This is a genomic window from Streptomyces sp. TN58 (genome assembly GCF_001941845.1).
Lineage (GTDB): Bacteria > Actinomycetota > Actinomycetes > Streptomycetales > Streptomycetaceae > Streptomyces.
This window is the reverse complement of record NZ_CP018870.1, coordinates 7,472,581-7,499,234: the sequence shown is the minus strand read 5'-3', so window position 1 is coordinate 7,499,234 and position 26,654 is coordinate 7,472,581. Positions and strand designations below refer to the sequence as shown.

At 70.7% G+C, this 26,654-nt stretch carries 25 protein-coding genes and 3 pseudogenes; 13 read left to right on the top strand and 15 right to left on the bottom strand.

Annotated elements, in window-relative coordinates:
- Positions 1–36: 36 nt before the first annotated feature.
- Together tpg and tap are read right to left on the bottom strand one after the other, a co-directional pair.
- The gene (gene tpg, locus BSL84_RS34040; protein ID WP_075969526.1) at positions 37–594 is read right to left on the bottom strand and encodes a telomere-protecting terminal protein Tpg; all 558 of its coding nucleotides are present in this window, start codon (positions 592–594) and stop codon (positions 37–39) included.
- A gap of 242 nt (positions 595–836) precedes the next feature.
- Entirely contained in the window at positions 837–2,969 is a 2,133-nt protein-coding gene (gene tap / locus BSL84_RS34035; protein WP_075969527.1) for a telomere-associated protein Tap, read from the bottom strand.
- A gap of 237 nt (positions 2,970–3,206) precedes the next feature.
- Here tap and BSL84_RS34030 point away from each other — a divergent pair, with 237 nt between their 5' ends.
- Positions 3,207–3,695 (top strand): hypothetical protein, encoded by a 489-nt coding sequence (locus BSL84_RS34030; protein WP_045322118.1) that lies wholly within the window; start codon positions 3,207–3,209, stop codon positions 3,693–3,695.
- Positions 3,696–3,743: 48 nt separating this feature from the next.
- On the opposite strand, the gene BSL84_RS34025 is transcribed toward BSL84_RS34030, so the two are convergent.
- Together BSL84_RS34025 and BSL84_RS34020 are read right to left on the bottom strand one after the other, a co-directional pair.
- A complete protein-coding gene (locus BSL84_RS34025; protein ID WP_045322098.1) occupies positions 3,744–4,568 on the bottom strand; it encodes an NAD(P)H-binding protein in 825 nt (274 codons plus the stop codon).
- 506 nt (positions 4,569–5,074) lie between these two features.
- A pseudogene (locus BSL84_RS34020) lies at positions 5,075–5,281 on the bottom strand (glycosyltransferase family 2 protein); the annotation flags it as partial.
- Positions 5,282–5,568: 287 nt separating this feature from the next.
- Here BSL84_RS34020 and BSL84_RS34015 point away from each other — a divergent pair.
- Positions 5,569–6,027 (top strand): hypothetical protein, encoded by a 459-nt coding sequence (locus BSL84_RS34015; RefSeq protein WP_158879954.1) that lies wholly within the window; start codon positions 5,569–5,571, stop codon positions 6,025–6,027.
- 152 nt (positions 6,028–6,179) lie between these two features.
- On the opposite strand, the gene BSL84_RS34010 is transcribed toward BSL84_RS34015, so the two are convergent.
- The 6 genes and pseudogenes from BSL84_RS34010 to BSL84_RS33990 all read right to left on the bottom strand — a co-directional run bounded on the left by BSL84_RS34010 (position 6,180) and on the right by BSL84_RS33990 (position 10,103).
- Positions 6,180–7,148, bottom strand: coding sequence for a hypothetical protein (locus tag BSL84_RS34010; RefSeq protein ID WP_045322100.1), 969 nt, complete (start codon positions 7,146–7,148; stop codon positions 6,180–6,182).
- Between the two features lie 183 nt (positions 7,149–7,331).
- Entirely contained in the window at positions 7,332–8,138 is an 807-nt protein-coding gene (locus BSL84_RS34005; RefSeq protein ID WP_045322119.1) for a class I SAM-dependent methyltransferase, read from the bottom strand.
- 340 nt (positions 8,139–8,478) lie between these two features.
- Entirely contained in the window at positions 8,479–8,754 is a 276-nt protein-coding gene (locus BSL84_RS34000; protein WP_234308410.1) for a zinc-binding dehydrogenase, read from the bottom strand.
- Positions 8,755–8,822: 68 nt separating this feature from the next.
- Positions 8,823–8,959: pseudogene (locus BSL84_RS35860) on the bottom strand (FAD-dependent oxidoreductase); the annotation flags it as partial.
- Positions 8,956–9,747, bottom strand: coding sequence for an aquaporin (locus BSL84_RS33995; RefSeq protein ID WP_075969528.1), 792 nt, complete (start codon positions 9,745–9,747; stop codon positions 8,956–8,958). The pseudogene BSL84_RS35860 and the gene BSL84_RS33995, both read right to left, overlap by 4 nt.
- A gap of 41 nt (positions 9,748–9,788) precedes the next feature.
- Positions 9,789–10,103 carry an ArsR/SmtB family transcription factor gene (locus tag BSL84_RS33990; RefSeq protein WP_030035776.1) on the bottom strand — a complete coding sequence of 105 codons (315 nt, stop codon included), beginning with the start codon at positions 10,101–10,103 and terminating at the stop codon, positions 9,789–9,791.
- Positions 10,104–10,222: 119 nt separating this feature from the next.
- Here BSL84_RS33990 and BSL84_RS33985 point away from each other — a divergent pair, with 119 nt between their 5' ends.
- Complete coding sequence (locus tag BSL84_RS33985; protein ID WP_075969529.1) at positions 10,223–10,642, top strand: arsenate reductase ArsC; 420 nt, start codon at positions 10,223–10,225, stop codon at positions 10,640–10,642.
- Between the two features lie 182 nt (positions 10,643–10,824).
- Here the strand turns inward: BSL84_RS33985 and BSL84_RS33980 are convergent, their stop codons facing one another.
- From BSL84_RS33980 to BSL84_RS33970, 3 genes are read right to left on the bottom strand one after another with little or no spacing between them, the layout of a single operon-like run.
- Positions 10,825–12,099, bottom strand: a complete 1,275-nt coding sequence (locus BSL84_RS33980; RefSeq protein WP_075969530.1) for a sensor histidine kinase — start codon at positions 12,097–12,099, stop codon at positions 10,825–10,827.
- Positions 12,100–12,115: 16 nt separating this feature from the next.
- Positions 12,116–12,904, bottom strand: coding sequence for a two-component system response regulator CseB (gene cseB / locus BSL84_RS33975; protein WP_030035770.1), 789 nt, complete (start codon positions 12,902–12,904; stop codon positions 12,116–12,118).
- 39 nt (positions 12,905–12,943) lie between these two features.
- The gene (locus BSL84_RS33970) at positions 12,944–13,849 is read right to left on the bottom strand and encodes an endonuclease/exonuclease/phosphatase family protein (protein WP_045322121.1); all 906 of its coding nucleotides are present in this window, start codon (positions 13,847–13,849) and stop codon (positions 12,944–12,946) included.
- Positions 13,850–14,324: 475 nt separating this feature from the next.
- Between BSL84_RS33970 and BSL84_RS33965 the strand changes: the two genes are divergently transcribed.
- The 6 genes from BSL84_RS33965 to BSL84_RS33945 all read left to right on the top strand — a co-directional run bounded on the left by BSL84_RS33965 (position 14,325) and on the right by BSL84_RS33945 (position 22,052).
- Positions 14,325–16,535: a hypothetical protein gene (locus tag BSL84_RS33965; RefSeq protein WP_075969531.1), complete on the top strand. Its 2,211-nt coding sequence runs from the start codon at positions 14,325–14,327 to the stop codon at positions 16,533–16,535.
- Between the two features lie 123 nt (positions 16,536–16,658).
- A complete protein-coding gene (locus BSL84_RS36340) occupies positions 16,659–16,802 on the top strand; it encodes a hypothetical protein (protein WP_159393491.1) in 144 nt (47 codons plus the stop codon).
- A gap of 64 nt (positions 16,803–16,866) precedes the next feature.
- Positions 16,867–17,001 (top strand): hypothetical protein, encoded by a 135-nt coding sequence (locus BSL84_RS37565; protein ID WP_267894033.1) that lies wholly within the window; start codon positions 16,867–16,869, stop codon positions 16,999–17,001.
- A gap of 422 nt (positions 17,002–17,423) precedes the next feature.
- Positions 17,424–18,029: a hypothetical protein gene (locus BSL84_RS33955; RefSeq protein WP_075969533.1), complete on the top strand. Its 606-nt coding sequence runs from the start codon at positions 17,424–17,426 to the stop codon at positions 18,027–18,029.
- A gap of 953 nt (positions 18,030–18,982) precedes the next feature.
- Entirely contained in the window at positions 18,983–20,257 is a 1,275-nt protein-coding gene (locus tag BSL84_RS33950) for a glycoside hydrolase family 16 protein (RefSeq protein ID WP_075969534.1), read from the top strand.
- Positions 20,258–20,387: 130 nt separating this feature from the next.
- Positions 20,388–22,052: a glycoside hydrolase family 64 protein gene (locus tag BSL84_RS33945; protein WP_075969535.1), complete on the top strand. Its 1,665-nt coding sequence runs from the start codon at positions 20,388–20,390 to the stop codon at positions 22,050–22,052.
- A gap of 403 nt (positions 22,053–22,455) precedes the next feature.
- Here BSL84_RS33945 and BSL84_RS33940 read toward each other — a convergent pair whose 3' ends face one another.
- Positions 22,456–22,953, bottom strand: a complete 498-nt coding sequence (locus BSL84_RS33940; RefSeq protein WP_030035763.1) for a GNAT family N-acetyltransferase — start codon at positions 22,951–22,953, stop codon at positions 22,456–22,458.
- A complete protein-coding gene (locus tag BSL84_RS33935) occupies positions 22,950–23,318 on the bottom strand; it encodes an ArsR/SmtB family transcription factor (RefSeq protein ID WP_030035761.1) in 369 nt (122 codons plus the stop codon). Before BSL84_RS33935 ends, BSL84_RS33940 begins: the two co-directional genes overlap by 4 nt.
- Positions 23,319–23,729: 411 nt before the next feature.
- On the opposite strand from BSL84_RS33935, the gene BSL84_RS33930 reads away from it, so the two are divergent.
- From BSL84_RS33930 to BSL84_RS33915, 4 genes and pseudogenes are all read left to right on the top strand, one after another.
- A complete protein-coding gene (locus BSL84_RS33930) occupies positions 23,730–24,470 on the top strand; it encodes a phosphate/phosphite/phosphonate ABC transporter substrate-binding protein (RefSeq protein ID WP_030035760.1) in 741 nt (246 codons plus the stop codon).
- Between the two features lie 174 nt (positions 24,471–24,644).
- Positions 24,645–24,830 (top strand): annotated as a pseudogene (locus tag BSL84_RS37350) (hypothetical protein); the annotation flags it as partial.
- 86 nt (positions 24,831–24,916) lie between these two features.
- Complete coding sequence (locus BSL84_RS33920) at positions 24,917–25,126, top strand: hypothetical protein (protein WP_075969536.1); 210 nt, start codon at positions 24,917–24,919, stop codon at positions 25,124–25,126.
- 71 nt (positions 25,127–25,197) lie between these two features.
- A complete protein-coding gene (locus tag BSL84_RS33915; protein ID WP_075969537.1) occupies positions 25,198–26,559 on the top strand; it encodes an FAD-dependent oxidoreductase in 1,362 nt (453 codons plus the stop codon).
- Positions 26,560–26,654: the final 95 nt, after the last annotated feature.

Genomic DNA, 26,654 nt, shown 5'->3' with positions numbered 1-26,654 from the left:
CGGGTAATTGATGCTCGCCATCCAAGGGCTCCTAATTCAGAAGCTGATATCCAGGTAGTCGATGTCGCTGATTTCTACCTTCGACAGTCCCATAGCGCGGGCCCCGTCGTCCTGGAAATAGATTTCCCTGAACCCGTCGGCGACGATCTGGCGCATCTGCTGATCGCTCATGCCTGCCTCGCGGGCGTCGAAGAGGCGCTGCGCGTAGTACGGGGGGAGGTGGACGGTCAGGCGGCGGAACCGGCCGTCGTCGGTCGAGCCGACCGGGGCGGTGTAGCCGAACCGGGCGCGGGTCTCCACGGTGATGCCGGCGGTGGTGGCGGCCTGCTTGCGGCGGCGCCCGCGGACCACGGGCTGCCAGCGGGCGCGGACGGCGTCGTCGATGCGGTCGGCGATCTCCTTCGGCGGGGTCTTCCGGTCGCCCTTGCGGTAGCGCTCCACCGAGCGCTGGCTGATCCCCAGCTCGGCGGCGACCGCGCTGGTGGACTTGAGCTTCTTGACCAGGAAGTTGATGCGGCCCTTGAGGGTCTTGGGGGGATCCTGGGTGAACCCTTCCCGGTCGGCTCGCTCGATCGCGTCCTCGATCTCTCCCACGGTGGAACTCCTCTCTCAGCAGGGTGTGCTCTGCCCCGCTGCGGCAGGGCGGGGGTGGGCTGGGCGTTGGGGGTCCGCGCGTCTCGCGCGGGACCGATCCGCCACGAGCGGCTGTGGCGGGGTAGGGAGCATGCGCAGAGCGGCCGCTGGCGGCACAACCACGCTCGTTCGCAGGGGGACGGGATGGTGATGCCTCCGCAGCCGCTGGCAGAGCTGCGGAGGGCGCTGTCGTCGGTGTGGGGTTACTTGCCGTCGTCGAGGACGGCGTCGCCGCCCTTGATGTGGCGGGCGGGGTTGAGGCCCTGCTCCATCAGGTCCACCGCCCAGGACATCTCCCGTACGCCTTCGAGTTTGGCCAGGCCGGGGGTGGGGCCGAGGCGGAAGCCGCCCATCAGCGGCTTGCCGGACTCCGCGTAGGGCAGGAAGTCCAGCGGGGAGGCGCCGGGGCTGGGGTAGACGACGCAGTCGGAGAGCACGGCGAGGGGGTACAGGCCGGTCAGCTTCACCATGTTGTTCAGCTTGCGGTGCATGTTGACGCGGGCCTTGGAGATGACGGCGGCGCGGATGTCGGGGCGCCAGGTCGGGCGCTGCATGGCGGGCCACGGATCCCCGGCCTGGTAGTTGCGGCCCTGGGGGTTCTCGAAGAGCTTCCCGATGCCTCCCTTGACCGTAGCCTTGATCGCGGCGAGGACGGCGGCCATGGCGGGGTCCGTCTGCTGGTGGTGCTCCATCGCGGCCAGGTAGTCGGCGTCGGTCAGGTCCTTGGTGACACCGAGGTCGGCGAGGGTGTCCAGGTAGGCGGTCTTCAATCGGTCGTGCCAGGGGTCGAGGTAGGCGCCGGTCTCGCGGCGCAGGTAGGCCTCGACGGGGTGGACGTCGTGGCCGAGTTCCTGGGCGTAGGCGAGGGTGTGGGTCTGGTACCAGGCAGGTCCAGTCGGCCGGGTCCCGTCGGGGGTGAACGGCGACGGCAGGCGGGGGTCGAGTTCGATGTGGGAGAGGTCGGCGAGCCAGGAGCCGGGGATCTTCTTGTTGAACACCGGGGCGTGGAAGTGGTCGGGGGCGGACAGGCCCACCATCAGGCGCGCGGCCGCGGCGAGGAAGGCGGTGTTCAGGTCGAGGCCGACCGCGTAGGGCAGCAGACACTCGGTGTCGGAGAGGAGGGCGGGGTCGCGGACCCACTGGTAGGCCTCCTCATTCAGGAAGCCGCCCTTCCAGCCGGAGCGGAAGACTGCGGGGTGTTCGGGCTGGCCCTCCGGCGGCGCCGGGTCCATCGGCTCCGTCCCCAGCGAGCCGGGGTTGTGGCCGGAGACCCAGTTCCCGCTCTCCTGGTCCTGGACGGCCTTGGTCGGCGGCCGCAGTGCGGTCATCAGCTCCAGCCCGGTCACCGCCGTCGACCCGCGCGGAGTCATGACCCGCTGGGCGTACACACCCAGCACGCGGGCGATGTCGGCCGGAGCCATCGAGGCGACCCCGGGCCAGGACCGGGCATCAAGGGCGTCCCAGGACAGGACCGCGAGTTGCACGCACTGCCGCGCGCCGCCCTCGGCCTTGCGGTAGACGCGCGGCCACGGGCCGAAGCCGCGTTTGGTGAGCTTCCACTTCGCGCGGGCGATCTGCTTCACGACCGTATGGTCGTCGGCAAGGCGCAGTGCCCGGCGTTCCTGAGTGCCCTCCAGGCGCTTCGGCAGTCCCAGCTTCACGGCCGCCGCCGCGGTGAGCACGATGAGGGGGTCGGAGTCCTTACCGTTGCGGTTCAAGCGCGGGGCGCCCAGACCGGACTCCTGCAGCGTCCACTCCACCAGCTCCACCACGGTGGTGGCCGGGCAGTCCAGCACGATCCCGTCGACGCCGTACGCGCTGCCGTCACCGTCCAGGACGGCGAGCGGGCCGTGTTGGAACGGCGCGACAGCAATGTTCGGCACTACGCGCTTGCGGGCCGGAGGGCGCGACGAGGCCCGCGCCGGCGAAGACGGCGGTGCGGCCACCGGGGCGGGCGGGGCAGCGAGGGCGGGCGGGGCGCTCTGATCCGGCGCTGCGGCAGCCGGGCCGGTGAATGCCCGTGGGACGGGGGTGGTCTTCGGCGCGTGTGCTGCCGCCGGAGCGGAGGTGACCGGGGCCGGGGTGGGGGTGGGGTACTTCGCGGCCCAGCCGTCCAGCAGCCGCAGGTAGGCCTGCAGCCGCGGCGGCCGCGGCTGCGAGCGGCCGTTCTCCCAGTTCTTCACCGTCTGCGTCGTCGACTTCAGCGCCTGCGCCAGCCTCGCCTGCGACACCCCGGCCGCCTCCCGAAGCCGGGCCCGCTCCGCTGGCGGCGGCAGCTCGGGCTCACCCTCAAGCAGGGCGTCGACCAGCTCGAAGAGCTCTTCCTGACTCGCCATAACATCCACCTCCTATCGCCCACACTAGCATTTCTTTAACCTCAGAATTATCCTGGAATTTAATCCGTGTGAACGGTTTAGGGAAGCTGGGTGTTGACCACAGAAGGACCGTCCTGACACTGGCCCGCGATTGTTCAACTTGGCCCGGCTGAGCGTCACGAGCCGCCCTCCTGCAAGGCCGAATCGACACACCGACACACTCGCCTCATGGGTGCGCGGCATTCGTATGCTCCGGGCATGAAACTCTTTCGGTGGCGCAGCCGAGACGAAGCCGGTCGCACCCCTTTGACCCAGGCCACGGCCCTGTACCAGGCGGGGCGTTATGCGGAGGCTGAGGCCGAGGCACGCTCCGTGGCGGCCCGGTCCCGGTCGCGCAGCGACACGTACGCGCCGCTGGCCCTGGCTATTGCCGCGCTCGCTGCGGGCGCTCGGGGCCGCCATGCCGATGCCGTCTCCACATACGACGCGCTGCTGCCGGTCGCCGGCAGGATCTTCGGCGCCGAACACCCGCAGACCCTCAAACTGCGCTCGGACCGCGCGCAGGCGCTGACCTCACTTGCCCGGTACGCCGAATGCGAGGCAGAGTGCGCGGCCGTCGCCCGGATCGCAGCCCGCGGCGCGGGGCCGGACATGCCCCTCATAGCAACGGCCGCCCGCAACGGGCAGATCTACGCCCTCACCGCGCTGGGACGCCACCCGGAGGCGGAGGCGCTCGGGCTGGTATGACCGACCTCCGGGTGTACGCCCCGAGGGCGGTCCAGCCCTTCCTTCGTATCAGGGGCGGAATGCGTCAGCGTGTGCGGCGGCCCATTGCGCGAAGGTCCGCGGTGGACGGCCGACCACGTCCTCGACCACCGACGTCACCTCGGCCACCGTCTCGGGCACGGTGGCCCACATGTGCAGCATGAACTCGATGCCCTCCTCGGGCCAGCCCTCGGCCCGCCATTGCCGGCGTGCCTGGTCGTCGGTCAGCTCGGTGAAACGGATCTCACGGCCCGTCGCCGCCGCGATGGCGGACACCTTGTCACTCGGCGTCAGCGCTTCGGGCCCCGACACCAGGAGGCTCCTGCCTGCGTGACCGCCCCCGGTGAGCACCGTAGCGACGACGTCGGCGACATCCGTCTCGTCGGCCGAGGCGGTCCTGCGATGCGCGTACGGCTCGCGGACCTCCGCCGCGGTGCGGATGGCCTCGGACCAGCCCAGCGCGTTGGACATGAAGTCGATCGGCCAGATGAACGTCCATTCCAGGCCGCTGTCCCGCACAGCCTGTCCCAGTTCTCCTTCCTCGTCAGCCGACAGGACCGTCAGCCGGCGTACGCCCGCCTCGGCGGCCATCGCCATGATCTGCGGCCCTGTGCGCAGCGGGGTGTGGTCGTGTCCGGTGGCTCCGAGCAGGTGCACGGCCGAGACCCCGTCGAGAGCCGCTGCCAGTGTCTGCGGCTTCGTGAGGTCGCCGCCCACCACTTCGATGCCGTCGGGCAGGCCGGTCGCCTCGGCCGGGGCGCGTGTGAGCGCGCGAACCGTCTGTCCGGCGCGGCGCAGTCGCTCGACCAGGTGGCGCCCCAGGGTGCCCGTCGCACCGGTGACCAGAATCGTCACATCACTCCTTTCGTAGGGCCGTTGGGTGGCGGGCGCCGCCGCTCGGGGCGGCAGGCAAACCTTCCGGTGCCCGGCCGTGGACGACAGTAGGTGGCATCTAGGTCAGATGGTGTCCGCGATCGCCGCCTGTGGTCGGCGGTGTAGGTCTTGGATGCGCCGGCGGCGGACCATTCCGGGGGGAGACGAGGTACGCACCGGGCGGGGCACGTCGTGAGGCGGTCCGACCGCAATACCGCCCACGCCAGAGCACAAGTGAATGGCTGGTCGCGCCCGCGACCATCCATTCACCCTGCCCATCACTGCAGTGGGCCCGCGATTGCCGTAGGGGCGGCGAGGTGCGCAGGTAGGCCGCCGCTCCGTCCTCGGTCAGCCGCAGCCAGGTCCGCGGCCGGCGTATCAGAATTCGTGAACTCACGGGCCTTGGGGAGGCCTGCGGGGCCTGGTGCAGATGGGCCGCGGGCATTCAGGGTGTCAGATGTCTGGGGGCAGCCGAGCCTGGTCCTCCGCTATACGGTGCGCCATTGCATGGGCCGCCTGGGTGGGCACGGCTCGCGTACGCCTTCGAAGAAGCCGGCCCAGTAAGCGGCCAGTCCGGATAGTGGGGGCCGTTGCGCGATCGTGTACGCGGCCCAGGTTGCGAGGTAGACCAGGACGAGGGCGGCGGGCAGGTGGCGCTTGGCCCGCCAGACGCGGTTTCGTCCGGTGTTGCGGTAGCACCAGCAGGGGAACATCTCGCTGGTAGCTGACATGATCGCAACTGGACGCTCTATTCCCGGCGTGCACCCGGACGATGTGGCCGAATACAGCGAAGACGTCATGGGGGCGACTCCTGGAACAAAGATGCGCGACACACCTTCGGGCACGCCCCGCTGGACGTGGGGGTCGTGGGACGACCAGACCCAAGCCATGATCATTCGCGAAGGAGGCACAGGAACTTCCTTCCGGCCGGGGTGAGTTTACGACCACTTCCTGGAGCAAATCAATGGCGAGTAAGGCAACCATGGAATCAGAGAACTACTGGGACCACCTGTCCCAAGAGGCCCTTACGGAAGTTTCGCGATTTGATCAAGCGCAGCTCGAAAGCGAATGGATGCACCTGGGGGCAGAAGTCCGAAACCTTATCATCACCCCGGCAAACTCTCTAAAGAATCAATTCCAAGCCTGGGAACGTCTCATCGGGTTCCTAGAGGGACTGCGCCTCCCGGACGACCAGTACCTCTTCAGCGAATATGAGAACGATCTCGACCACCGCGATGTCCTGCAACTCGCGCTCGCCGACATGCCCGAGGGGCCACGGCAGGAACTGTCGTTCCTGCTCAATTCACTGGACGCTCGTTTCCAGGCGTATACCACCCAGGACGTCACCGGGGAACTGGACGCCTGGCTGCGGCGCAGGCGCAGAGATGCAGATCCCGCACACTGGTGGTGGCACCGCAGACCGAAGATCGCTCCGTGGTAACAGGCAACGCCGCCGTCGCGGCCGATTCCCGGTACGGGTCAGCGATGACCCAAGCCTGCAGTCAGGTTCAGGGCGTGTTCTGGTTCTTGAGTGGTTTGTCTCTCTGTTAAATGTTCATGCCGCCCAGTTGTGTTTCGGGGGGACGGAAACGGTCATGTGTGTTCCGCCCGCGCACGCAGCTCCGCCAGGCTTACGGGCCCCTCGGTGTCGCTCAGTGATCGTCCCGTAAGCTCCGTCAGGGCTTGGCAGGGCGACAGCTCCCGATCGGATGCGGAGCGAAGGCGATTCAGCCACATGAGCGCGGTCCTGTACCTCTCGTCATCGTCGAGGTCAAGGGACTCGAAGCTCGCCGCGGGCTCGGACTCGGAGGCCCAGAGGTAGCCGAGCACACCGCGGTCGTCGGTCACCGGCACGTACCGGACCGCGCCCGACACCGAGCGTCGGTATCCGATGTGCCCGAAACCGGGGGTGTGGGTGAATTCCTCGTATCGCCGGGCGACTTCGTACCGAGACCAGGAATCGGACGGAGTTCCGTCCTGGTCGACATGGGCAACGACGCCCGTCGCCGTCGGCGTGCCGAAGTAGGTGGGGTCCTCGGGGTCCACCTCTGAGCCCAACACATGGGTGAGTTCCGCGAGCACGGACTCCAGACGAGGCGCGTTCGCCTCGTAGACGGCGGACTGCGCCCGTCCTCGGAGGTCGTACCGCATCCAGGCATCTGAGTACGTGATCAAATCCACTGTGGCGAAGCCGGGGTCCACGAAGGCGGTCAGGTCGAACACGTCTTCCGTGCGGACCTCCTCCAGACCGGTAGACAGAGAGCTGGCCACGGTGCACCGGGCATCCACCGATCCGATGCGGCCGGGGCGCATGGCAGCCCTGATCGCGCCGGCCATCTCCTCAACGGATCCGGCAGCGGAAAGTTCGCTTTGGAACAGCATGCCGGCCTGTGTGCCGGCCTCGGAGATGGCGAGACGGGAAGTCGATTCGCCGAGCGCGAGCCGATGCGAGGCCAGCACTGACCGAGCCGCCATCAGGTCTCCGAGGCACCGAACCAGCGGGTCCACGTCCTCGATGAAGTCGCCCCACGTCCATCGGGCGACTGGCGTACTGGCGATCACGGTGCCACCTCCGGCATGAACCTACCGTCCCGAGGCCACTCTCTGCGGCATCCTCGACTGCCCCCCGACCCCGCAGGTCGGGCAGAATTTCGCGCCGCTCTGGCCCCAGGCCGCAAACGACGACCTCAACGCAATGCCCCTCGAAGAACTCACGGTCATGTGACTCGACGGCCGGCAGCGCTGTCAGTGCGCCGTGACCGAATACGCGGCGAGCGCGCGGTTGCCGCGCGGCTCGGCGATGGCCCGGAGGATGTCGGCCTGGCTCAGGACGAGCTGTCGCACCGGCTCGGGCAGCGCGGCCAGGCGCTCGCCGCTTCCCACCAGGTCGAGGCAGGCTGCGATTTCCCAGTCGCCGTCCTGTAGCTCACGGGTATCGACCGGCTCGCTGCCGTCGGCGGTCCAGCCGGCCTCAGGCAGGAGCCGCAGCAGGCTCTCGCGGGAGAAGGGGGTGCGGACGTTGCCCTGGCCCTGCGATCCCGCGGCTTCGGCCTGTCCCTGGATCAGCACGGCGAGGAGGTGCGCCACCTGGTCGTCGGAGGCAGGCGTCAGGTCCCACTCGGTGAACCACAGCCGCCGTGCCCACGGCCGTACGCGGGCCAGCGTGTCGCGCAGTTGTCCGAGCGAGGTGAAGTACCAGGCGCAATGCGCGAGCACCACATGGTCGAAGGCGCTGTCGGGGAAGTCGACTGCCGGGTCGAGGACGTCGGTGCCGAAGCGGAAGTCGATGCGTGGCCCCAGTGGGCCCGCCGCGAGCCGGGCAGCTGACTCTCCGAGCGTGACCGGCTCCCCATAGGAGGGGGCGGCCACGTCAACGGCCACCACGCGCCCTTCGGGCCCCACCGCCTCGGCGAGGACGGCGGTCATGTCCCCTTGGCCGCAGCCCAGTTCGAGGACGGTTGAGCCGGGTGCGATGTGCCAGCCCGCCACGAGCGCGGCGCGGTGGCGAGTCTGGGACAGCTGGGCGTCCGGGCTGTGATCGGCGGCGGCCATGCCGGCCGCGAGCGAAGGGGCCTTGGCGAGGAGATCGGAGTGCTTCACAGAGTCCTTGATGACATTCGACGGGTCGGTGCGGGCCGAGGGTATGAGACGCGCGGGTAGTGGCGCCTCCGATTTCCCGGGCATCACCGGCATGACGGCGGCCTACGCGGCAGTACGTGTACGACTTGATTGGTGCGGCCAAGAAGCCGTCGGCGGCTGGTCTGGTGCTTCAGACCGCCGAGGACAGCGGCAGAGTGTCGGCCGGCTCCCTGACCGAGGCGGCGCGTGACCTCGGGTTGCCGCCCTTATCGCGCCCTTCTTCCGTCGACAACGTCAGACGGCCGGGCACTTCTCATGCCACCTTGATGACAACCTTCCCCGAGGTGTGACCGTTCTCGACGGTGGCGAGGGCGGTCGGGGCGTCGGAGAGCGGATGGACCGCGGTAATGACGGGTGCGAGGAGTCCGCCGAGGGCCAGCCGGGCCGACCGCTCCAGGCTCTCGCGGTCGACGCGGCGCTCGACGAAACGCCCACCGAGCTCGGAGACAGACACATCACCCACGGCGATGACGTTGCGGGGCTCCTGGGCCAGCGGAGCGACCGTCCGCAGCGAGGAGCCTCCGGCCAGGTCGACGATCCCGTCGAAGCCGTCCGGAACCAGCTCGCGTGCCGCGGCGGCGACATCCTCGGCGGATCACTGTGCTGCCAGGCCCCGCCGGGCGTCGGCTGGGCGTCCAGGACGACGTACTCGATGCCCAGGCGGCGCAGGTGGTAGCCGGCGGCGAGCCCGGCCTGCCGCCGCCGATCACCACCACGTCCGTGCGCGGCGTCATCGGGGCGAGGGCTCCCCGGCGATCTGGTCCTGCTGGGTGTTGGTGAAGATCAGGGCGACCAGACCCAGGCCGGCGACGGCGCCGAGCAGCTGCATGGCGATGAACCCCGCGACCGAGGACGGGGCGATTCCGGCGAAGGTGTCGGTGAACGCGCGGCCGATGGTGACGGCGGGGTTGGCGAAGGAGGTGGAGGAGGTGAACCAGTACGCGGCGCCGATGTAGGAGGCGACCGCGGCGGGGGCGAACCGCAGCCGGTCGGTGTGGGCGAGGCCGAAGATCAGCAGGACCAGGCCGGCGGTGGCCACTACTTCGCCCAGCAGGAGGTTGCCCGCCGACCTCTCGTGCGTGGACCACTTCACCAGCGGCTGCCCGAACATCGCGTCTGCCGCGATGGCGCCCGTGATCGCGCCGGTGATCTGGGCGGGGATGTAGGCGGCGAGGTCGCGGCCGGTGACGCCCGGACCGCCGCGGCGGGCGGTCCACCACTCGGCGAGGCTGACCGCGGGGTTGAAGTGGGCGCCGGAGACCGGGCCGAGGAGAACGATCAGGACGCCGAGGCCGAAGACGGTGGCGGTGGAGTTGGCCAGCAGCTGCAGCGCGACGTCGTCGGTCAGCTCGGTGGCCTGGATGCCGGAGCCGACCACGATCGCGACCAGAGCGGCGGTCCCGACCAGCTCGGCGGCCGCGCGGGCGCGGAGCGGCTTGTGCGGCGGGGTCGCGCCCGGTGCGGGCTGCGGCGCCGGAGCGGCGGCCATGGCGCCGCTCGTGGCGGGTTCGGTGGCGGTCACGGCGGAGTTCTCCTCGGGCAGGGCCGGCAGGACGCGGGAGGTCAGGGGCAGGACCGCTTGAGGTTCGCCTCGGCGGTGGCGCGTGCGGTCCGGGCGAGGCCGGCGAACTGGCCGGCGAGTGCCTCCAGTACGTCCGGGCGCAGGCGGTAGTAGACGAGCCTCCCGCACGGCTCCGTGTCCACGACCCCGGCCTCGCGCAGCACCTTCATGTGGTTGGACAGGTTCGTCTGCTTCGCGCCCGTTTCCTCCACGAGGTGGGTGGTGCACAGCGTCTCCTGCGCGAGGAGAGTCACGATCTTGAGCCGGAGCGGGTCGGCCAGCACCCGGATCAGTTCGGTGTCGACTGACGTCAGCATGCGCTGATACTGTCATATCAGCCCAGGCTGATATCAGCCTGGGCTGAACTGTCTGGCCGATGCGCGGCTTTCGTCCCTCCCGGCGTGCCGACGGTCGCCCGCTCCCGAAGGAAGAGCCGATGTCCGCCACCCCGCTCGCGTCCGTGCTGTTCGTCTGCATCCACAACGCCGGCCGCTCCCAGATGGCGGCCGGGTTCCTGCGCCACCTCGCCGGCGACCGCGTCGAGGTCCGCTCTGCCGGATCGATGCCCGGCGACCGGATCAACCCCTCCGCGGTCGCCGCGATGGCCGAGCTGGGCATCGACATCTCCGGCCAGACCCCCAAGGTCCTCACCCCTGAGGCCGCCCAGGCCTCCGACTACATCATCACCATGGGCTGCGGCGACGCCTGCCCGTACTTCCCCGGCAAGACCTACCTCGACTGGCAGCTCGAAGACCCCGCCGGCCAGGGTGTCGAAGCCGTCCGCCCCATCCGCGACGAGATCAGGACCCTCGTCGAGGGCCTGATCTCCGAGATCGACACCAGCCGGCAGGCATAGCCCACGCCCGCGCGGGCGTGACCGTCGACCGCCTGCCCCACCGGAGACTCCGGCGGGGCAGGCGCGCATGCCGCATCGCGGTACCCCTCTGGCAGACCGCCGCTGGGGGCGGCGTCCAGCCGGCCGAGTACAGCGCATGGGTCGCCTCCGCCCGCGCTCCGGGGACGGGCCATCACACCGTTTCAGCCACCGGACGAACCGCGTCCGCCGTCCAGGTCGAGGGTGGCGACCGCGCCCCCCTCCGGAGCGTTCGCGAAGGACAGCCTGGCGCCGAGGACCTTCGCCTGCCCGAGGGCGATGGTCAGGCCGAGTCCGTGTCCGCGCCCCCGTTCGGGGCTTCCGGTACGGAAGCGCTGTGGGCCTTGGGTGAGCAGCGCGGTGGGGTAGCCGGGGCCCTGGTCCCGTACGAGGATGCGCGCGCCGGTGTCGGTGGCCTCCACGGTGACGTGGACGGGGTCGGCTCCGTGCCGGTGTGCGTTGGTGACGAGGTTGACCACGATGCGTTCCACCCGGCGCGGGTCGGTCTCCAGGATCGGGGTGGCACGGATCGCCACGGCGGTCGGTGTGCCCGTGCGGCGGACGATGTCGGTGACCAGTTCATCCAGCGGCACCGCGTCGGTCCGGGCCTGTTCGGCTCCGGCGTCGAGCCGGGAGATTTCCAGGAGGTCCTCGACCAGCCCGTTCAGGGCCCGGGCCCGGTCCCGGACGAGTTCGGCCGCCTCGTCGCCGTCGGGGAGGAGACCGGCTGCGGTGGACAGCCCCATCAGCGGGGTGCGCAGTTCGTGCGCGACGTCGGCGGTGAAGCGGCGCTCGCCCTCCAGCTTGTGCTGCAGGGCCGCAGCCATCTCGTCCACGGCCGCCGACATCTCGGTGATCTCGTCTCGGGCCCGGCCGCCCGGTCCGATCCGGGCGTCGAGGTCGCCGTCGGCGATGGCCCGGGCCGTGCGGGATCCCCGGCGCAGCCTGCGGTTCATCGGTTCGGTGGCGAGGGCGGCGAGCGGTACGACGACCAGGAGGGCGGCGAGCACGGCTTTGACGATGCTGCGGTCCAGGAGCTGGAGGCCGCGTACCTCGGAGCTCATGTCGGTCCGGGCGACGAGTACCCGGCCGTCGTCGACGGGCATGGCCGCCCACATCCAGTACCAGTTGGGGGGTTTGCGGTCGTTCCAGGTCGCGTACAGAGCGGCCGGGTCCTTGGCGGCCAGCGCCCGGGCGAGCGGTGCGTCGAGCCGCTCCGGGGTGAGGACTTCGACTTCGAGCGGCGCGCTGCCCGTGCGGGTGTACTCGCGCTCCGCGGCCGCCAGGCGCGCGGAGAGGCGTTCGTTCCCGGTGTGTTCACCTCGGTCGGCCATCGCCTGGTGGACGAGGACGCCGATCACGGCGGCCACGGCGCAGCAGGCGGCCGCGGTCAGGGCGGCTATCTTCCAGCGCAGGGCGCGCGGGTTGAGGAGTGTCATGGGTGGGGACGGCCCCTCAGTCGCGGACGAGTTTGTAGCCGAAGCCGCGGACGGTCTCGATCCGCTCGGCTCCGATCTTCTTGCGCAGCCGCAGCACGCACAGGTCCACGACGCGGGTGTCGCCCTCCCAGCCGTAGTCCCACACGTCCCGCAGGAGGCGGCGGCGGTCGAGTACGGTGCCGGGGGCTGCCGCGAACTCCAGCAGCAGCCGCAGCTCGGTTGGGGTCAGCGGTACGGGCTGTCCGCCCCGGTGTACCTCCAGGCCGAGGGTGTTCACGGACAGGTCCCCGAAGACCAGCTCGGCACGGGTCGTCCCGGTGTGCGCGGAGGCGGGGGCGGGGTTCGTCGGTCCGGTCCCGCGCGCCGGAGTCGTCTGCGGTTGGGCGGGGCGGAAGGTGGCGCGGCGCAGCAGCGTCCGGATGCGGGCGACGAGGACGGGGGTGTCGACGGGTTTGACGACGTAGTCGTCGGCGCCCGCCTCCAGTCCGGAGACCACGTCGAGGGCGTCTCCGCGCGCGGACATCATCAGGACCGGGACCAGGCTCTGCTCGCGGATGCGGCGGCACAGGCCGATGCCGTCGAGTTCGGGCAGCATCACGTCCAGGATCAGCAGGTCGTGGCTGCCGGCCCGGAACGCCTCCAGGCCGTCGAGTCCGTTCGCGGCCACCGCGACCTGATAGCCGTACCTTTCCAGGGACAGCTGCACGGCGCGGCGGATGGTGGCGTCGTCCTCGACGACGAGGACGCTGACGGGGTCTGGGACCCGGGGTGCCGGCACGCCACCTACCTGCTCAGAAACGGACATTTGTGTGGTCCATCCTAGTCAGTGGGGTCTGTGGTGCGGTCACAGCCGGAGGGAGGCCGCGACGGGGAGGTGGTCGCTGCCGGTAGCGGGGAGGGTCCACGAGGAGGTCGTGCTCATCCCCTTCACCAGGATCTGGTCGATGCGGACCAGGGGGAACGGAGCGGGCCAGGTGAAGCCGAAGCCGGCGCCCGCCTCGCGCTGTGCGGAGGTCAGCTGGGAGGTCACCGGTCGCAAAGCCGTGTCGTCCGCCGTCCCGTTGAAGTCACCCATCACGACGACCCGGGCCAGCGGCTCCGCCCGTACGGCCGCGGCCAGCTTCCGGGCGGCATCGTTGCGGCGGTCGGTGGTGAATCCGGCGTCGGGGGTCAGGCGTACCGAAGCGAGGTGGGCGGCGAAGACCGCGACGGGGCCGTGGGGGGTCTCGACGGTGGCTCGTACGGCTCGCGTCCACGGCATGATCGGCACCGCTTCCACGCCGTTCAGCGGGTGCTTGCTCCACAGTCTGACGCCGAGGGTGTCGGAGCTGTACGGATAGCCGGCGGCGAGCTCGCGCTCGTAGGCGGGCGTGGCTTTCGAGGACATCTCCTGCAGGGCCAGCACGTCCGCGCCCGATGCGGCGAGGGCTCGCGCGGTCCGCGCCGGATCGGGGTTGTCCTCGTCCACGTTGTGGCTTACCACGGTGAAGTGGCCGCCGCCGGACCGCTCCGACCGCTCGGTTCGCTCGGTTCGCTCGGTTCGCTCGGTTCGCTTGTCGGCGAGGGTCCCGCCGAAAAGGCAGGCCCAGACGGTCGCGGGGGCCAGGACGGCGACGGCGGCGAGCCGGGAGCGGCGTACCGCCGCCGCCACGAGGAGGACGGGGACGCTCAGGCCGGCCCAGGGCAGGAAGGTCTGGACCAGGCTGCCGAGGTTGACGGCCGCGTTCGGGATCCAGGTGTGCAGGGCCATGGTCAGGGCCGCGCACACCGCGCCGGCGGCGATCAGCAGGCCGCGGCCGGTGGGCACGCGTACGCGGCAGCGGATGGCGGACGGAGGCGGAGGCGGGGCAGGCGGCTCCGCTTTCCTGGAGGCCTTGGAACGGTACGGAGTGCTCAGCACGGCATCTGCCTTCCGGTGTCTCGTAAGCCGGTGATCCGGTACCGGCACAGCGTCGGCGAGGCGGGCTTCCAGGGCGTCAGGAGGCCCCTTCGCGGGGCCCGCAGTTGCGTTTCAGCTGGGTATCGGTCATGCGGAGTGCTCCGGTTCAAGCGGCCATCCCCTGCGGCCAAGGAAGCTGCCTGGCCTTAGTCGTTCGCGAACGCCTCCGCCACGGCTTCCAGGTGAGCGGTACTGCAGATGCCTCGGCGGCAACAGCTGCGGCGGGCGAGATCGGGGGGCCAGCGATTGCTTCGAGGTGTCAGTGCTGCCCGGCATAGTGCCGGGCATGATCAACGACTTGGGAAGCATCGACTGGGCGTCCCTCGGCCACGCCTACGGGCCGGCCGGTGATGTTCCGCAATGGCTGCGCGGCATGGCTTCGCCCGATGAAGAGGTCCGGGAGAAGGCGTTCGGCAGCTTCTACGGCGCGGCCCATCATCAGGGGGACGTGTATCCGTGCACGGTGGCCAGTCTGCCGTTTCTGTTCGACATGGCCGACAGCCCTTCCACACCTGATCGGGCGTCGGTGGTCGCGCTGATCGTGAGCATCGGCCGGGAAGCCGTCGATCGGGACGAGGTGGGCGGTGTATGGATCGGCATCGACGGTGAGGAGACCACTGCCTACCAGGACGCCGCGGCGCTGGTGCGCGGGCGTGGCGAGGTGTTCGTCGGCTACGCCTGTGATGCGGACGCGCGAGTGCGTTCGGCCGCGATCGCGGGACTGGGGTTGTTCCTGGACGACGCCGAGCGGGCGGTAGGGGTCCTTCGGGACCGGCTCGACGCCGGGGGCGGTGTCATGGAGCGGCTGCTGGTGATCAGGACGATGGGCGATCTGGCGCTGCGGCTCCCGGCGGCTCGGGAACCAGCGCGGGCATGGTTCGATCTCCTCGCCGACGGCTTGGCGGTGGATGCCGATGTCCGTCTTGCGGCGCTCGTGCAGCGGGCACGCTGCGTCCCCGAGTCCATCGACGCCACCACGGTGCCCACCGCGATCGGGCTCCTCCGACGGATCACGCCGAGGTCCCTGCCCGAGGAGAGCGGGGAAGCAGACGTGAGCCCGGGGTCGACGACGGGGCCGTGCACGTGTGCTCCCGAGGCCGGGCCGGGCCCTGGTGTTCCCGGGCACGTTGCGGCAGCCTTCGCCGACCTCGAACGCCGCGGCCGGGTCCACGCGTCGACCACGTCCCTGCTGGTGACCTTCCACGAGGTCCTCGACGCGCGTGTCGAGGACCGGGCCGCTCTGCTCTGCGAGCAGCTGCGCAGCCCGGATGCGGCCACCCGGTACGACGCGATCGACATGGCACGCAAGCTGATCACCTCCTGGCGGGGAGACCACACTCCTCTGGTGCGGCTCCTCGCCGAGTGCCTGCTGCCGCGCGACTCCTACACGTCGGCGGCTGCGGCCGAGGCGCTCGGGGCCTTGGGCCGGCTTGCCGAACCGGCCCGGGAAGCCCTCGCCGACTACGTCACCACCCACCGCATCACACAACGACCGGATGCCTGGGCCAGCCCCCACGCCGAACTGCGCCGCGCCCACCAGCAGGCGGTCCTGGCACTCGCCGAACTCGGCGACGAGCGAGCCCTGCCCGGGCTGCTGACCGCACTGGACACCGGCATCGACGCCTGGCGCGCCGTGAACGCGGCCCGCCTGATGCCCCAGGCCGCCGCGGAACTCACGCCCCGGCTCATCCGCCTCCTCGCCGGAATCGACCCCTCCCGCGAATGGCCCGACGTCAGTCCCACCTCTCTCGCTTCTGCGCTCGCCGCACTCGGCGACCCGGCCGCCGTGCCCGCGCTCATCGGCGCCGTCAATGCCGCCGTCCAGCGGGGGCAGTGGCACACGGCCGCACCCGTCGTGAAGGCGCTCGCATCGTTCGGCCCCCGCGCCGTCACCGCCCTGGAGACCGTCCGCCCCCTCGCCGAGGTGGAGGATCAGGGAACTCGTACGGCCGCGACCAGTGCCGTCTGGGAACTTGAGCGCCGTCCCGAGCAGGTCGTTCCGCTGCTGCAACGCCTCCTCGACGACAAGCGGAACTCCGACGCGGTCAACCTTGCCGGCCGGATCGGGCCTCCCGCCGCGGCCGTGCTGCCGCGCCTGCGCCAGATGCTGAACGACCAACTCGAACAGAACGCGCGAAACGAGCAGGACGGTTCCGCCGTGCTGAACGACTCCTGGACCCTGGTCCATGTGGCGTCAGCGCTCTGGGACATCGGCGGGGAGGACGAAGCCCCCGCCGTCGTCCCGGCGCTGCTGGCCGCCTGGAAGGACAACGACTCCACCGCACGCCATGCCGTCGCCTGCCTCAACCGCATGGGCCGGGCAGCGCACCCCGCCCTCCCCCAGGTCCGCTCCGCGCTCGTACAGCCCCGCCGTGGGGGAAGCCCCTGGGGATGGAGCATCGCCGTCGACCTGGAGATCCAGCGCACCTGCCGTTCCATCCTGACGCGTGCGCAAGCCCCCGGGCCGTCTCCTGACCGGAATGAGGCCGCCCCGTGAGGTCTGGCCTGACGCGGTCGGCCCCGGGGGCCACCGGCCGGGTACTCGACGGGCCGGCTGGTCCTCGGGAACTTGAGTACACGTACTCATGCGGTCGGGGGCCGCTTGCCGCAGGCTGTGATCATGAACCAGCGCCAGTGGAAACCTGCCGGCCACCGTCGCGGTGTGGAGCGTGTGGCCATGGCTGTCTTGGCGGTGGCTGCCGTGTTGCTCGCTGCGGGTGCGATCACCTTCACCTTCATGATCGTGGTCTACGCCCTCGCCTGAGGCGGTACGGGCAAATCCTCGCCGTTTCGTCGGCGGTTCGGCGTGCAACGGGATGCGCCACCGCATGGCGTACCAGCACCTTGCGGCAAGTACGTCGACGCGGGTCGTGGCGTACGGCGGGGCCATGGTCGTCGCGGCCGGGGTCTGGGCGGGCATGGCAGTGCCGGCGGCCGCCGCCGACAGCGACCTGCCGGAGTAGTCGCGAAGACACGAGCCTGGGAGATGTGGAAGGTGGCGGACGGCGCCGGCATCACGGGGGCCGCCATCGACAGCGGCGTCAAAGATCTTCCGGAGCTGGAGGGAAGGGTCCCTCCGGGCGTCTCGGTCATGGAGCCGCCGCCGGTCAGCCGCCCGGATGAGAAGTGTCCGCCGCACGTTTTCCATGGGCACGGGACCACCATGACCGCAGCGATCGTCGGTGACGGCTGCGGGGCCCGCAGGGCCTGGCTCATCCCGAACGCCAGGGTCATGCCCGTCCGTCCCAGCATCGGCACGCCCATGGCGTTCGGTGCGATCGGTGAAGCCGCCGGCACTCGGGTGCCGCTGTGGCCGTGCCGGCCGGCGGTACGCGCTGCTCGATGAGCAAAAACTGCGGGTGCTGCCGCCGGTAGGGTGGCGGCAATGCGAATGAAGATCATCACGGCGCTCGGTGCCGTGTGCCTGCTGGCCACCGGATGCGGCGGCGGTACCGGCACCGGCGCGAAGCAGGAACCGATAGGTCCGCTGCTGCCGCAGAAGCTGACGAAGCCGGAGATGGGAAGCCTCGAACCGACGGCCTCGCCGGCCGCCGACGCCGCCTTCGCCGAGAACGTGATCTACGAATTGCAGCGCAAGACCCTCACGATGGCCAACGCCACCGGTGCGCTCACCGGCGAGTGCCCGAAGGACATGGAGTCCAAGCCGGGTACGACGGTCACGTGCACCGTCACCTATGAAGGCGTGCAAGTCGCCTGGAACGTGACCATCGGCGAGAAGGGCTGGTCCCAGAACGTCGTGGAGTACACGGCCTTCCCCGCCCAGGGCCTGGTGACCCGCGACGGCGTCGCACGCCTCATGTTCGGCAACGACTCCACCCTCGACTACGCCTTGTGCAACGACATCCCCAAGGCCGTACTCGTTCCCTTCGGCAAGACCGAGTACAAGTGCGAGAAGGTCTCGCAGGGCAAGGAACCGGTCGGCTACAACCAGACCGTTCACATCACCACCACCGGTCTCATGGTCCACTGACCACACGGCGTCGCCCGATTGCTCAGTAGCCCGCTCAGCAGAGCTGACCCACTCCCCCATGTCATCGGCCTCCTCCGCGCCGACAGCCGACAGCCGACAGTCATCGCCTGCTCAGCTGTCCGGCTCGGTGGCTGAACGGTCAGCGCCCCGTGTGCGCAGCCATGTGGGCCGTCGCGGGGTGAGGCGCCGGCCCGTACGGTTCCGTCACGCGGTTATGGGTCGCTTCACGCACTCCGGCGCACCACCGCACGCATTTCTTCGCTGGCTCACCCGGGCGGGGTGGACGGGGGTGGTGTCAACGTCGCGACTCCCCCGCGTCGCCGAGAACTTCGCCCCCGTCCACGGGTCCGGGCGGGGCTGCGGTGAGATGCCCGGCGACCTGCCGTGCCGTGGCTGTGTCCGGGCGCAGTGGAGCCGTCCGACCGGCGGCGCGAGCGCCCCAACTGCCCCCGTGCTGCGCACGGTCGGCGGTGGTCTCGTCGACCGGTCGGTGAACACGAGGCGGAAGTAGATCGGCGCGACGAGGGTCTCACACCGCCTGACCCTGAACCCTGGCCGTCGAGGCGCAGTTCGGCGCGGCGCCGGGCGCGAGCACCCGCAAGGACCTGCCGCCCTGTCACCCGGCTTTTCGTACGGGGCCGGCGGAGGACCTGCGGCGGCCATACGGCCGGTGATCGCGCGAGTTCTGAGACACCCTTCTCTTCACACATCTCTGCATCAAGCCAGCCTTAAGGGATCGTTAAGCCGAAGGCCGCAAGGAGAAAACCGCAGTTCAGGGGCGTGCGAGGGGTGGCGTCTGACGTTGCCATGACGGTTACCCCTCCGTAATACTCGCTGTCTCGGGTGACATTGCGTCACGCTTGAGAGCGCTCTCGAACCCACCCGTCGTTCTTCACGGCTCGCCCGGCCTGGTCCCGGTCCCCCCTCCTCCGTCCAGACAAGGAAGCATGCCCATGGCTGCTGCTCATCGCGCACGTCGCCGCTCTCTCGGCGGAGTGGTGCTCCTCGTGACCGCCGCCCTGGTCGCGGCGGTGCTCATGTCCTTCACGCGTTCGGTCGCCCCGCCCGCCGGTGCCGCGACCGCCGGCGCCTCGGTTGTCGCGCAGACCTGGTCCGACGAGTTCGACGGCCCGGCCGGCCGCGCTCCTGACGCCGCCAAGTGGACGCTTGAGACCGGCGGTTCGGGCTTCGGCAACCACGAGCTGCAGTACTACACCAACAGCACCTCGAACGCCGCGCTGGACGGCCAGGGCAACCTCGTCATCACCGCGCGGAAGAACACCGACGCCGGCCTCGGCTGCTGGTACGGGCAGTGCCAGTACACCTCGGCCCGGCTGAACACCGCCAAGACCTTCACCCAGGCGTACGGGCGCTTCGAGGCCCGCATCAAGATCCCGCGCGGTCAGGGCATCTGGCCCGCCTTCTGGATGCTCGGCAACGACCTCGGCAGCGTGGGCTGGCCGGGCAGCGGCGAGATCGACATCATGGAGAACATCGGCCGCGAACCCAACACCGTGCACGGCACGGTGCACGGCCCCGGCTACTCCGGAGCGGGCGGCATCGGCGCCGCGTACAACCTGCCCGGTGGCCGTGCCTTCGCCGACGACTTCCACGTGTTCGCCGTCGACTGGAGCCCCAACTCCCTCGTCTGGTCGGTGGACGGCACCACGTACAAGACGCTCACGCCGGCCGGCATCGGCGGCAACAAGTGGGTCTTCGACCACCCGTTCTTCGTCATCCTCAACCTGGCGGTCGGTGGGGACTGGCCCGGCAGCCCGGACGCCTCCACGTCCTTTCCGCAGACGATGACCGTCGACTACGTCCGTGCCTCCTCCGCCGACGCCCCCGCCGCACGCCCGATCCGTGGCATCGGCGGCATGTGCGTCGACGTCGCCGGCGGCTCCGACGCCGACCGCACCCCCATCCAGCTGCACGACTGCACCGGCAGTCCGGCCCAGCAGTGGACCATCGGGGGTGACGGCACCGTCCGCGCCCTCGGCAAGTGCCTGGACGTCGCGGGCGGCTCCACCGCCGACGGGGCCGTCGTCCAGCTCTACACCTGCAACGGCACCAACGCCCAGAAGTGGACGTACACCGCCGCCCGTGACCTCACCAACACCGGTGCGGGCAAGTGCCTGGACGCCAAGGGCAACTCCTCCGCCGACGGAACCCGGTTGCAGACCTGGACCTGCACCGGCGGCGCCAACCAGAAGTGGACGGTCGGCTGACCCACCGGCCCCGCCCCGCTCCCTTCTCCCACCTTCTCCCCCCTTCTCCCCCGCCCCTGCGTCCGGCCGCTCCCCCGCCCGACCTCACGAAGAACGGACCCCCACCGTGACGGCTCGCCACCAACGCACCATGTCCCGCAGAAAGCTCCTCGCCGTGACGGGGGGCCTGGCCCTGGCCGTACCCGCCGCGGCAGCCTGGCTGGAGATGGGCGCCAACGCGACCACCGCCGCCACGCTCCCCCTGGACCTGGTGAACACCACCGGCAGCAACACGGTGTACGCCTATGTGCTCGGCCGGGACCCCGCGGCCGGCGGCGCCTGGGCCTTCATCCAGGCCAACGGCTCCAGCCTGTACCACCCGCCGGCTCCGGCCAACGACCAGACCCCGCTCGGGGTCGACTGTGCCATCGAGCTGAACGCGTCCGGCGCCGGAGCGCGGAGGGTGACGCTGCCGCGCCTGGACAGCGGCCGTATCTACTTCTCCGTCGGCGCGAAGCTGACCTTCCTGGTGAACCGCGGCGGCGGTCTGGCCCTGCCGTCGGTGAGCAACCCCACCGACCCCAACGCGAACGTCGCTCACGACTTCTGCGAATTCACCTTCAACAGCGACCAGTTGTACGCCAACATCACGTTCGTCGACATGGTCTCGCTGCCGATCGCCTTCCAACTGGAGACCGGCCAGGGCACCCAGACGGTGCGCGGGCTGCCCGCCGACGGACTGTCCCGGGTCGCCGCCGCGCTGCGGGCCCAGTCCGCCGCCGACGGCAGCGACTGGAGCCGGCTGATCGTGACCGCGGGCGGCCGCGACGTGCGCGTACTCAGCCCCAATCTGGCGATCCGCGGCAACAACGCCTTGTTCCGCGGTTACTTCGACAGCTACGTGGACGAGGTGTGGAACAAGTACCGCTCCACCGACCTGCGTGTCGACACCCAGTTCACCTGGGGGACCGTCACCGGCCGGGTGAACGGCGATGTCCTCGCCTTCCCCGGAGTCGGCGGCTTCGCCAAGCCGTCCACCCTTTCGATCTTCTCCTGCAGCGACGCGCCCTTCACCACGGGCAACGACCTGATGGGCAATCTCAGCGCACGGCTCGCCGCCGCCTTCAACCGCACCACCCTGCTGGACAACCCCCACCAGCCGACCGGCGAGAATCCCGCCGCCTTCTACACCCGGCCGCGCACCAACCACTACTCCCGCATCCTGCACGACACCACCCCCGACCATCTCGGGTACGCCTTCCCGTACGACGACGTGCACCCCGCCGGAGTCGACTTCGAGGGCAAGGTGCAGTCCGGCTCCCCCGGCCGCTGGACCATCACGGTCGGCGGTGTGGCCGGCGGCGGCACACCGGCCCCGACGCCGACCGCCACCGGTCCGGGCGGCGGGGTCGGCGCCTTCACCACCATCCAGGCCGAAGCGTTCAGTGCCCAGTCCGGAGCACAGGTCGAGTCCTGCTCCGACAGCGGCGGCGGGTCCGCCGTCGGCCATCTGTCCAACGGCGACTGGCTCAAGTTCTCGGCCGTCGCCTTCGGCTCCACCGGCGCCACCCGCTTCGACGCCCGCGTCGCCTCGGGGGCCGCCGGCGGAGTCAGCGGCCTGGTCCAGGTCCGCCTCGGCAGCCCCACGGCCACCCCGGTCGGCAGCTTCGCCGTCGCCAACACCGGCGGCTGGCAGGCCTGGCGCACCGTCCCGGCCGACATCCGCCGCACCACCGGAACCCACGACGTCTATCTGACCTTCGACAGCGGCCAGTCCTCCGACTTCGTCAACGTCAACTGGTTCTCCTTCGCCTAGCCGGGGTGCTCATGTGCGGGTGCCGGTCGGCCCGGGCTTGCCGGCGGGGGGCAGAAGGAGACGTCGGAGTAGTCGATGTCGGTGAACTCGACCCGGAGTTGGTCGGCTCCGGCGCGCCGCCGCCGACTGGCCCGTCGGCGCGGAGCACGCCCCGGCGGTCGGCAGGCTGCGGAGACTGCACAGGCTGCACAGATCGAACAGCCCGGCGTCCGCCGGCTCAGCCCCGGGCTGATGTCCGGGGTGCCGCCCTCGCTGGTGCACCAGGGGGCGGGCGCCCATGTCGTCGCCTGTCCGGCCCGTGCGGTGTTCGAGGCCGTCCTGCCGGCGGCCTCGACGTCCTTGGGCGTCTACCCCCGTCAGCCGGTGGCCGTTGTCGAGGACGCGTGGGTCGTCCGCTGGTCGTTCACTCCACGAGTGTGCTGCGGCGTTCCAGCAGGATCACGTCCCGCCACGTGCCGTGGTGGCGGCCGATGCGTTCGCGGGTGCCGATGACGCGGAAGCCGGCGCGCTGGTGGAGGGCGAGGCTGGCGGTGTTCTCGGGGAAGATTCCGGACTGGATGGTCCAGATCCCGGCGGCTTCGGTGGAGGCGATCAGGGCGTCCAGCAAGGCGCGGGCGACGCCGCGGCCGCGGGCGTCGGGGTGGACGTACACGGAGTGCTCGACCACGCCCGCGTACGCGCAGCGGTCCGAGACCGCGCTCGCCGCCACCCACCCCAGCACCCGCCCGTCGCCATCGAGGGCGGCGAAGCGGTGCTGGGACAGCCTGCCCTTGTCGAACGCCGTCCACTCAGGCGCCCGCGTCTCGAAGGTGGCGTTGCCCTCGTCGATCCCGGCCTGGTAGATCGCCAGGACCTGATCGGCGTGCTCAGGCAGCAGCGCCTCGATCCGCACCTGGCTCACACCGCCGCCTTCGCGGCGCCGGCCAGGAGCGCGCCCATGGCGGAGAGGACGGCAGGCTCGACGCGGTAGTACACCCACGTTCCGCGGCGCTCGGAGGACAGCAGGCCGGCTTCCTTGAGCTTCTTGAGGTGGTGGGAGACGGTCGGCTGGGAGACGCCGACGTCGGAGATGTCGCACACGCATGCCTCTCCGCCCTCGTGGGAGGCGACGGCGGAGAACAGGCGCAGGCGGACCGGGTCGCCGAGGGCCTTGAACATCTTCGCGGCGGCCTCGGCCTCGTCCGCGGACATGGGGCGCTCGGTCAGCGGAGGGCAGCACGCGACGGCGTCGGGATCCAGCAGCGGCAGGACCTTCACGTTCGACATGTGTCTATGTTGACACATGTCGAACCAGTCGTACTGGTGGTGGCGGAAAGCCATCAGCGGTGCCCGTTCACCCGTCGGCCAATGCGGTGGCCTACCGGGCCGACGGCTGAGCGGTTCCGGCTGTACCCGCCGCGCGGCCTGCTGGGGCAACAGAACGACGTGCGCGGCTTCTACACCGCCTTCCCCAGGACGGCCGGCCGCTCGTGATCGTGGCACGCGCAACCCAGGTGACTGTTGCCGGTGGGCGGGTACGCGGCCGTGGCCGGGGGCCGCGGACACGGGGCCGGCGGTCGAGCGGGGCCGGGCCTGCACTCGGGAACCGGGCGAGCAGGCCGGAGCCGTCAACGCCCTGCAGGCCTTTTCGCGAGGGGTGAGACTGGATGGTGGCTCTCGCACTTCACGGGAGGATCGATGACCGCGACATTCTTGTACGATGCGAATCTGAGGCTGGAGGTCGATTCCCCGGAATGGTCCGTTTTCCTTGAGGATCACAGCATTCGCGCCTGCGGATATCACGGCGACATGGCTCCGCTGACCAAGCAGCTCGAAGAGCATATGGCGACGTTCTCGTATCTTCCCGTACTCAACTATTTCCACCTGCGCGCCGACCCCGTGTACGAGCCGATCGCCAGCGCCGTCTACGCGGCGGACGGCACCACCGGCATCCCGAGCGTGCTCATCGTCCCGGCGGGTAGCGGGGTTACCGATGCCCGAGATCTTCGCGGCAAGCGGCTGGCCATAGCGCACCGCTTCTGCACGACGAGCTTTCTTGCGCCCATGCTGCTGGTCCATGACCTGGGAGGCCGTATCGATGAGTTCTTCGGTGAACTCGTCATCACGCCGCCTTACGAGGGGCAGGTGGAGGCGGTCGTGGCAGGTTCGGCGGACGCGACGTTCATTCAGGAAGACGTGTGGCTGAAAGAACCGGCCTACGCTGAAACGACTCGTACGATCGCCCGGAGAGACCACCTGCCGACACCTCTGTTCATCGCCGGCAAAGAGGCCTCACTTCAGTTGCGCACGACCGTCCGAGATTTCTTGCTGAACTACAGATCGGCAAAGAACGAGTCTGTCCTCTTCTCCGGGTTCGCTCCCTACGACGCCGCGGCGGTCGAGGAGACTCTCCGGATCACCGAGGAGGCAATCGCTTGAATCCCGGACGGCAGCGGCGCTGACTGCGCCCCCTCCGGGGGAGGTGCGGCCCTGCGCGGGCCTCGCCGACGCCGGATCCCGCGGGCCTCCCCCGCTGTGCGCCCAGATCCCGGCCGGCCGGGCGTCGCTGCAGTCCAGCGGGGCGCCCGTCGACGCGCTCGCCCCGCTCGCGCCTACACCGAGGCGGCCCGCACGTGGTTGCACGCCGAGGCCGAGGTCGTCGACACCACGCACCTCACACCCGCCGAGGCCGCCCGTCAGATCGCAGCAGTCGTCGAGGGCGACGACACCGAACCGCCCGAACCGATGGCCCTACGGGCCGAGTCGGACAGCGGGCCGCCACCTTCTCCCAATAATTAGATGAACGTCTATGTTGACGTCTGTCGATGCAGGCGTCATGCTGATCACGTAAGACATAGACGGACATCGAAACACCAGGAGTCGTCATGGACGAGCAGGGCACCCCCACCACCCCCGACGGCGCCGGGACCGCGGCTTCCTGCTGCGGCCCGGTCCCCGTCCGGCCCGTCGCCGAGGCGGATCCCGCCGTGTCCTCCCCGTGCTGCGGCACCAGCGAGGACGCGGACGCGGCCGGCGCCTGCTGCGGCCCGCAGGCCAGGCGGGAGGCCGGCGCCGACGGCGCCGGCTGCTGCTGACCCACCCCGCCCCTCCCCTGCCTGCCTGCCCGCCTGCCTGCCTGCCTGCCGCTGAACATCGGAGACACTTCATGAGCGAGACCACCACCGGGCTGCCCGTCGTCGTGATCGGGGCCGGCCCCGCCGGCCTGGCCGCCGCCGCCCACCTCGACGAGCGCGGCCTGGACTTCCTCGTCCTCGAAGCCGGCCCCCACGCCGGGACCGCGACCCGCGAGTGGTCGCACGTGCGCCTGTTCTCCACCTGGGGCGAAGTCGTCGACCCGGCCGCCGAGAAGCTCCTCGCGCAGGCCGGCTGGGTGAAGCCCGACCCGGCCGCCTACCCCACCGGCGGCGACTGGGCCGTCCGCTACCTCCAGCCCCTCGCCGACACCCTCGGCGACCGGGTCCGCTACGGCGCCCGCGTCACCGGCGTCTCCCGGGCGGGCCGGGACCGCATCGTCGACGCCGGCCGCGACACCCAGCCGTTCGTGGTCCACACCGAAACCGGCGACGGCCGTGAGGAGCGGCTCTTCGCCCGCGCCGTCATCGACGCCTCCGGCACCTGGTCCACCCCCGGCCCCGCCGGCGCCGACGGCCTCGCCGCCCTCGGCGAGAAGGCGGCCGCCGACCGGATCACCTACCGCGTCCCCGACCTGAAGGACCCCGCCGTGCGGGCCCGCTACGCGGGCAGGCGCACCGCCGTCATCGGCTCCGGCGCCTCCGCCTTCACCGCGCTGGCCTACCTCGCCGACCTCGCCCAGTCCGGCGACGGGGCCGGCACGCACGCGACGTGGATCCTGCGCCGCGGGATCTCCGGTTCCACCTTCGGCGGCGGCGAGGCCGACCAGCTGCCCGCCCGCGGCGCCCTCGGCCTGGCCGCGAAGGCCGCGGTGGACGGCGGCTACGCCGACGCGGTCACCGGATTCCGTACCGACGCCTTCGAGCGGGACGCCGGCGGCCGCCTGGTCCTGGTCGGCGAGGACGGACGCCGCCTGGACGCCGTGGACGAGGTCATCGTGCTGACCGGCTTCCGCCCCGACCTGGCCTTCCTCGACGAGCTGCGCCTCGGACTCGACGAACGCCTCCAGGCGCCGGTCGCCCTCGCGCCGCTGATCGACCCCAACCAGCACTCCTGCGGCACCGTCTACCCCCACGGCCGGGCCGAGCTCTCCCACCCGGAGAAGGACCTCTACCTCGTCGGCATGAAGTCCTACGGCCGCGCCCCGACCTTCCTGGCCATGACCGGCTACGAGCAGGTCCGCTCCGTCGCCGCACACCTCGCCGGCGACCACGAAGCCGCCGAACGCGTCGAACTCGCCCTCCCGGAGACCGGCGTGTGCGGCGGCGCGGGCCTCTTCGACGAGCCCGCCGCGGCGGAGACCGGCGGCGGGTGCTGCGCGGCCCCGGCCGCCCTCACCATCGGCGCCGCTCCCGCCTGCGCCGACGGCCGCTGAAGCGAGCGGTCTTCACAGCGGCGTGGCCGCGGCCGGGACGGGGGTCCGGTCGCGGCGACGCTGACGTGGTGATCGGGAGCAGCCGGGTGCTTCGC

Excerpts from the sequence above, each read along its gene's own strand:
- tap (WP_075969527.1), bottom strand. The coding sequence starts at position 2,969 with ATGGCGAGTCAGGAAGAGCTCTTCGAGCTGGTCGACGCCCTGCTTGAG.
- BSL84_RS34030 (WP_045322118.1), top strand. The coding sequence starts at position 3,207 with ATGAAACTCTTTCGGTGGCGCAGCCGAGACGAAGCCGGTCGCACCCCT.
- BSL84_RS34015 (WP_158879954.1), top strand. The coding sequence starts at position 5,569 with ATGGAATCAGAGAACTACTGGGACCACCTGTCCCAAGAGGCCCTTACG.
- BSL84_RS34005 (WP_045322119.1), bottom strand. The coding sequence starts at position 8,138 with ATGGCCGCCGCCGATCACAGCCCGGACGCCCAGCTGTCCCAGACTCGC.
- BSL84_RS33990 (WP_030035776.1), bottom strand. The coding sequence starts at position 10,103 with ATGCTGACGTCAGTCGACACCGAACTGATCCGGGTGCTGGCCGACCCG.
- BSL84_RS33985 (WP_075969529.1), top strand. The coding sequence starts at position 10,223 with ATGTCCGCCACCCCGCTCGCGTCCGTGCTGTTCGTCTGCATCCACAAC.
- BSL84_RS33980 (WP_075969530.1), bottom strand. The coding sequence starts at position 12,099 with ATGACACTCCTCAACCCGCGCGCCCTGCGCTGGAAGATAGCCGCCCTG.
- cseB (WP_030035770.1), bottom strand. The coding sequence starts at position 12,904 with ATGTCCGTTTCTGAGCAGGTAGGTGGCGTGCCGGCACCCCGGGTCCCA.
- BSL84_RS33970 (WP_045322121.1), bottom strand. The coding sequence starts at position 13,849 with ATGGCCCTGCACACCTGGATCCCGAACGCGGCCGTCAACCTCGGCAGC.
- BSL84_RS33965 (WP_075969531.1), top strand. The coding sequence starts at position 14,325 with ATGATCAACGACTTGGGAAGCATCGACTGGGCGTCCCTCGGCCACGCC.
- BSL84_RS36340 (WP_159393491.1), top strand. The coding sequence starts at position 16,659 with ATGAACCAGCGCCAGTGGAAACCTGCCGGCCACCGTCGCGGTGTGGAG.
- BSL84_RS37565 (WP_267894033.1), top strand. The coding sequence starts at position 16,867 with ATGGCGTACCAGCACCTTGCGGCAAGTACGTCGACGCGGGTCGTGGCG.
- BSL84_RS33955 (WP_075969533.1), top strand. The coding sequence starts at position 17,424 with ATGCGAATGAAGATCATCACGGCGCTCGGTGCCGTGTGCCTGCTGGCC.
- BSL84_RS33950 (WP_075969534.1), top strand. The coding sequence starts at position 18,983 with ATGGCTGCTGCTCATCGCGCACGTCGCCGCTCTCTCGGCGGAGTGGTG.
- BSL84_RS33945 (WP_075969535.1), top strand. The coding sequence starts at position 20,388 with ATGTCCCGCAGAAAGCTCCTCGCCGTGACGGGGGGCCTGGCCCTGGCC.
- BSL84_RS33935 (WP_030035761.1), bottom strand. The coding sequence starts at position 23,318 with ATGTCGAACGTGAAGGTCCTGCCGCTGCTGGATCCCGACGCCGTCGCG.
- BSL84_RS33930 (WP_030035760.1), top strand. The coding sequence starts at position 23,730 with ATGACCGCGACATTCTTGTACGATGCGAATCTGAGGCTGGAGGTCGAT.
- BSL84_RS33920 (WP_075969536.1), top strand. The coding sequence starts at position 24,917 with ATGGACGAGCAGGGCACCCCCACCACCCCCGACGGCGCCGGGACCGCG.
- BSL84_RS33915 (WP_075969537.1), top strand. The coding sequence starts at position 25,198 with ATGAGCGAGACCACCACCGGGCTGCCCGTCGTCGTGATCGGGGCCGGC.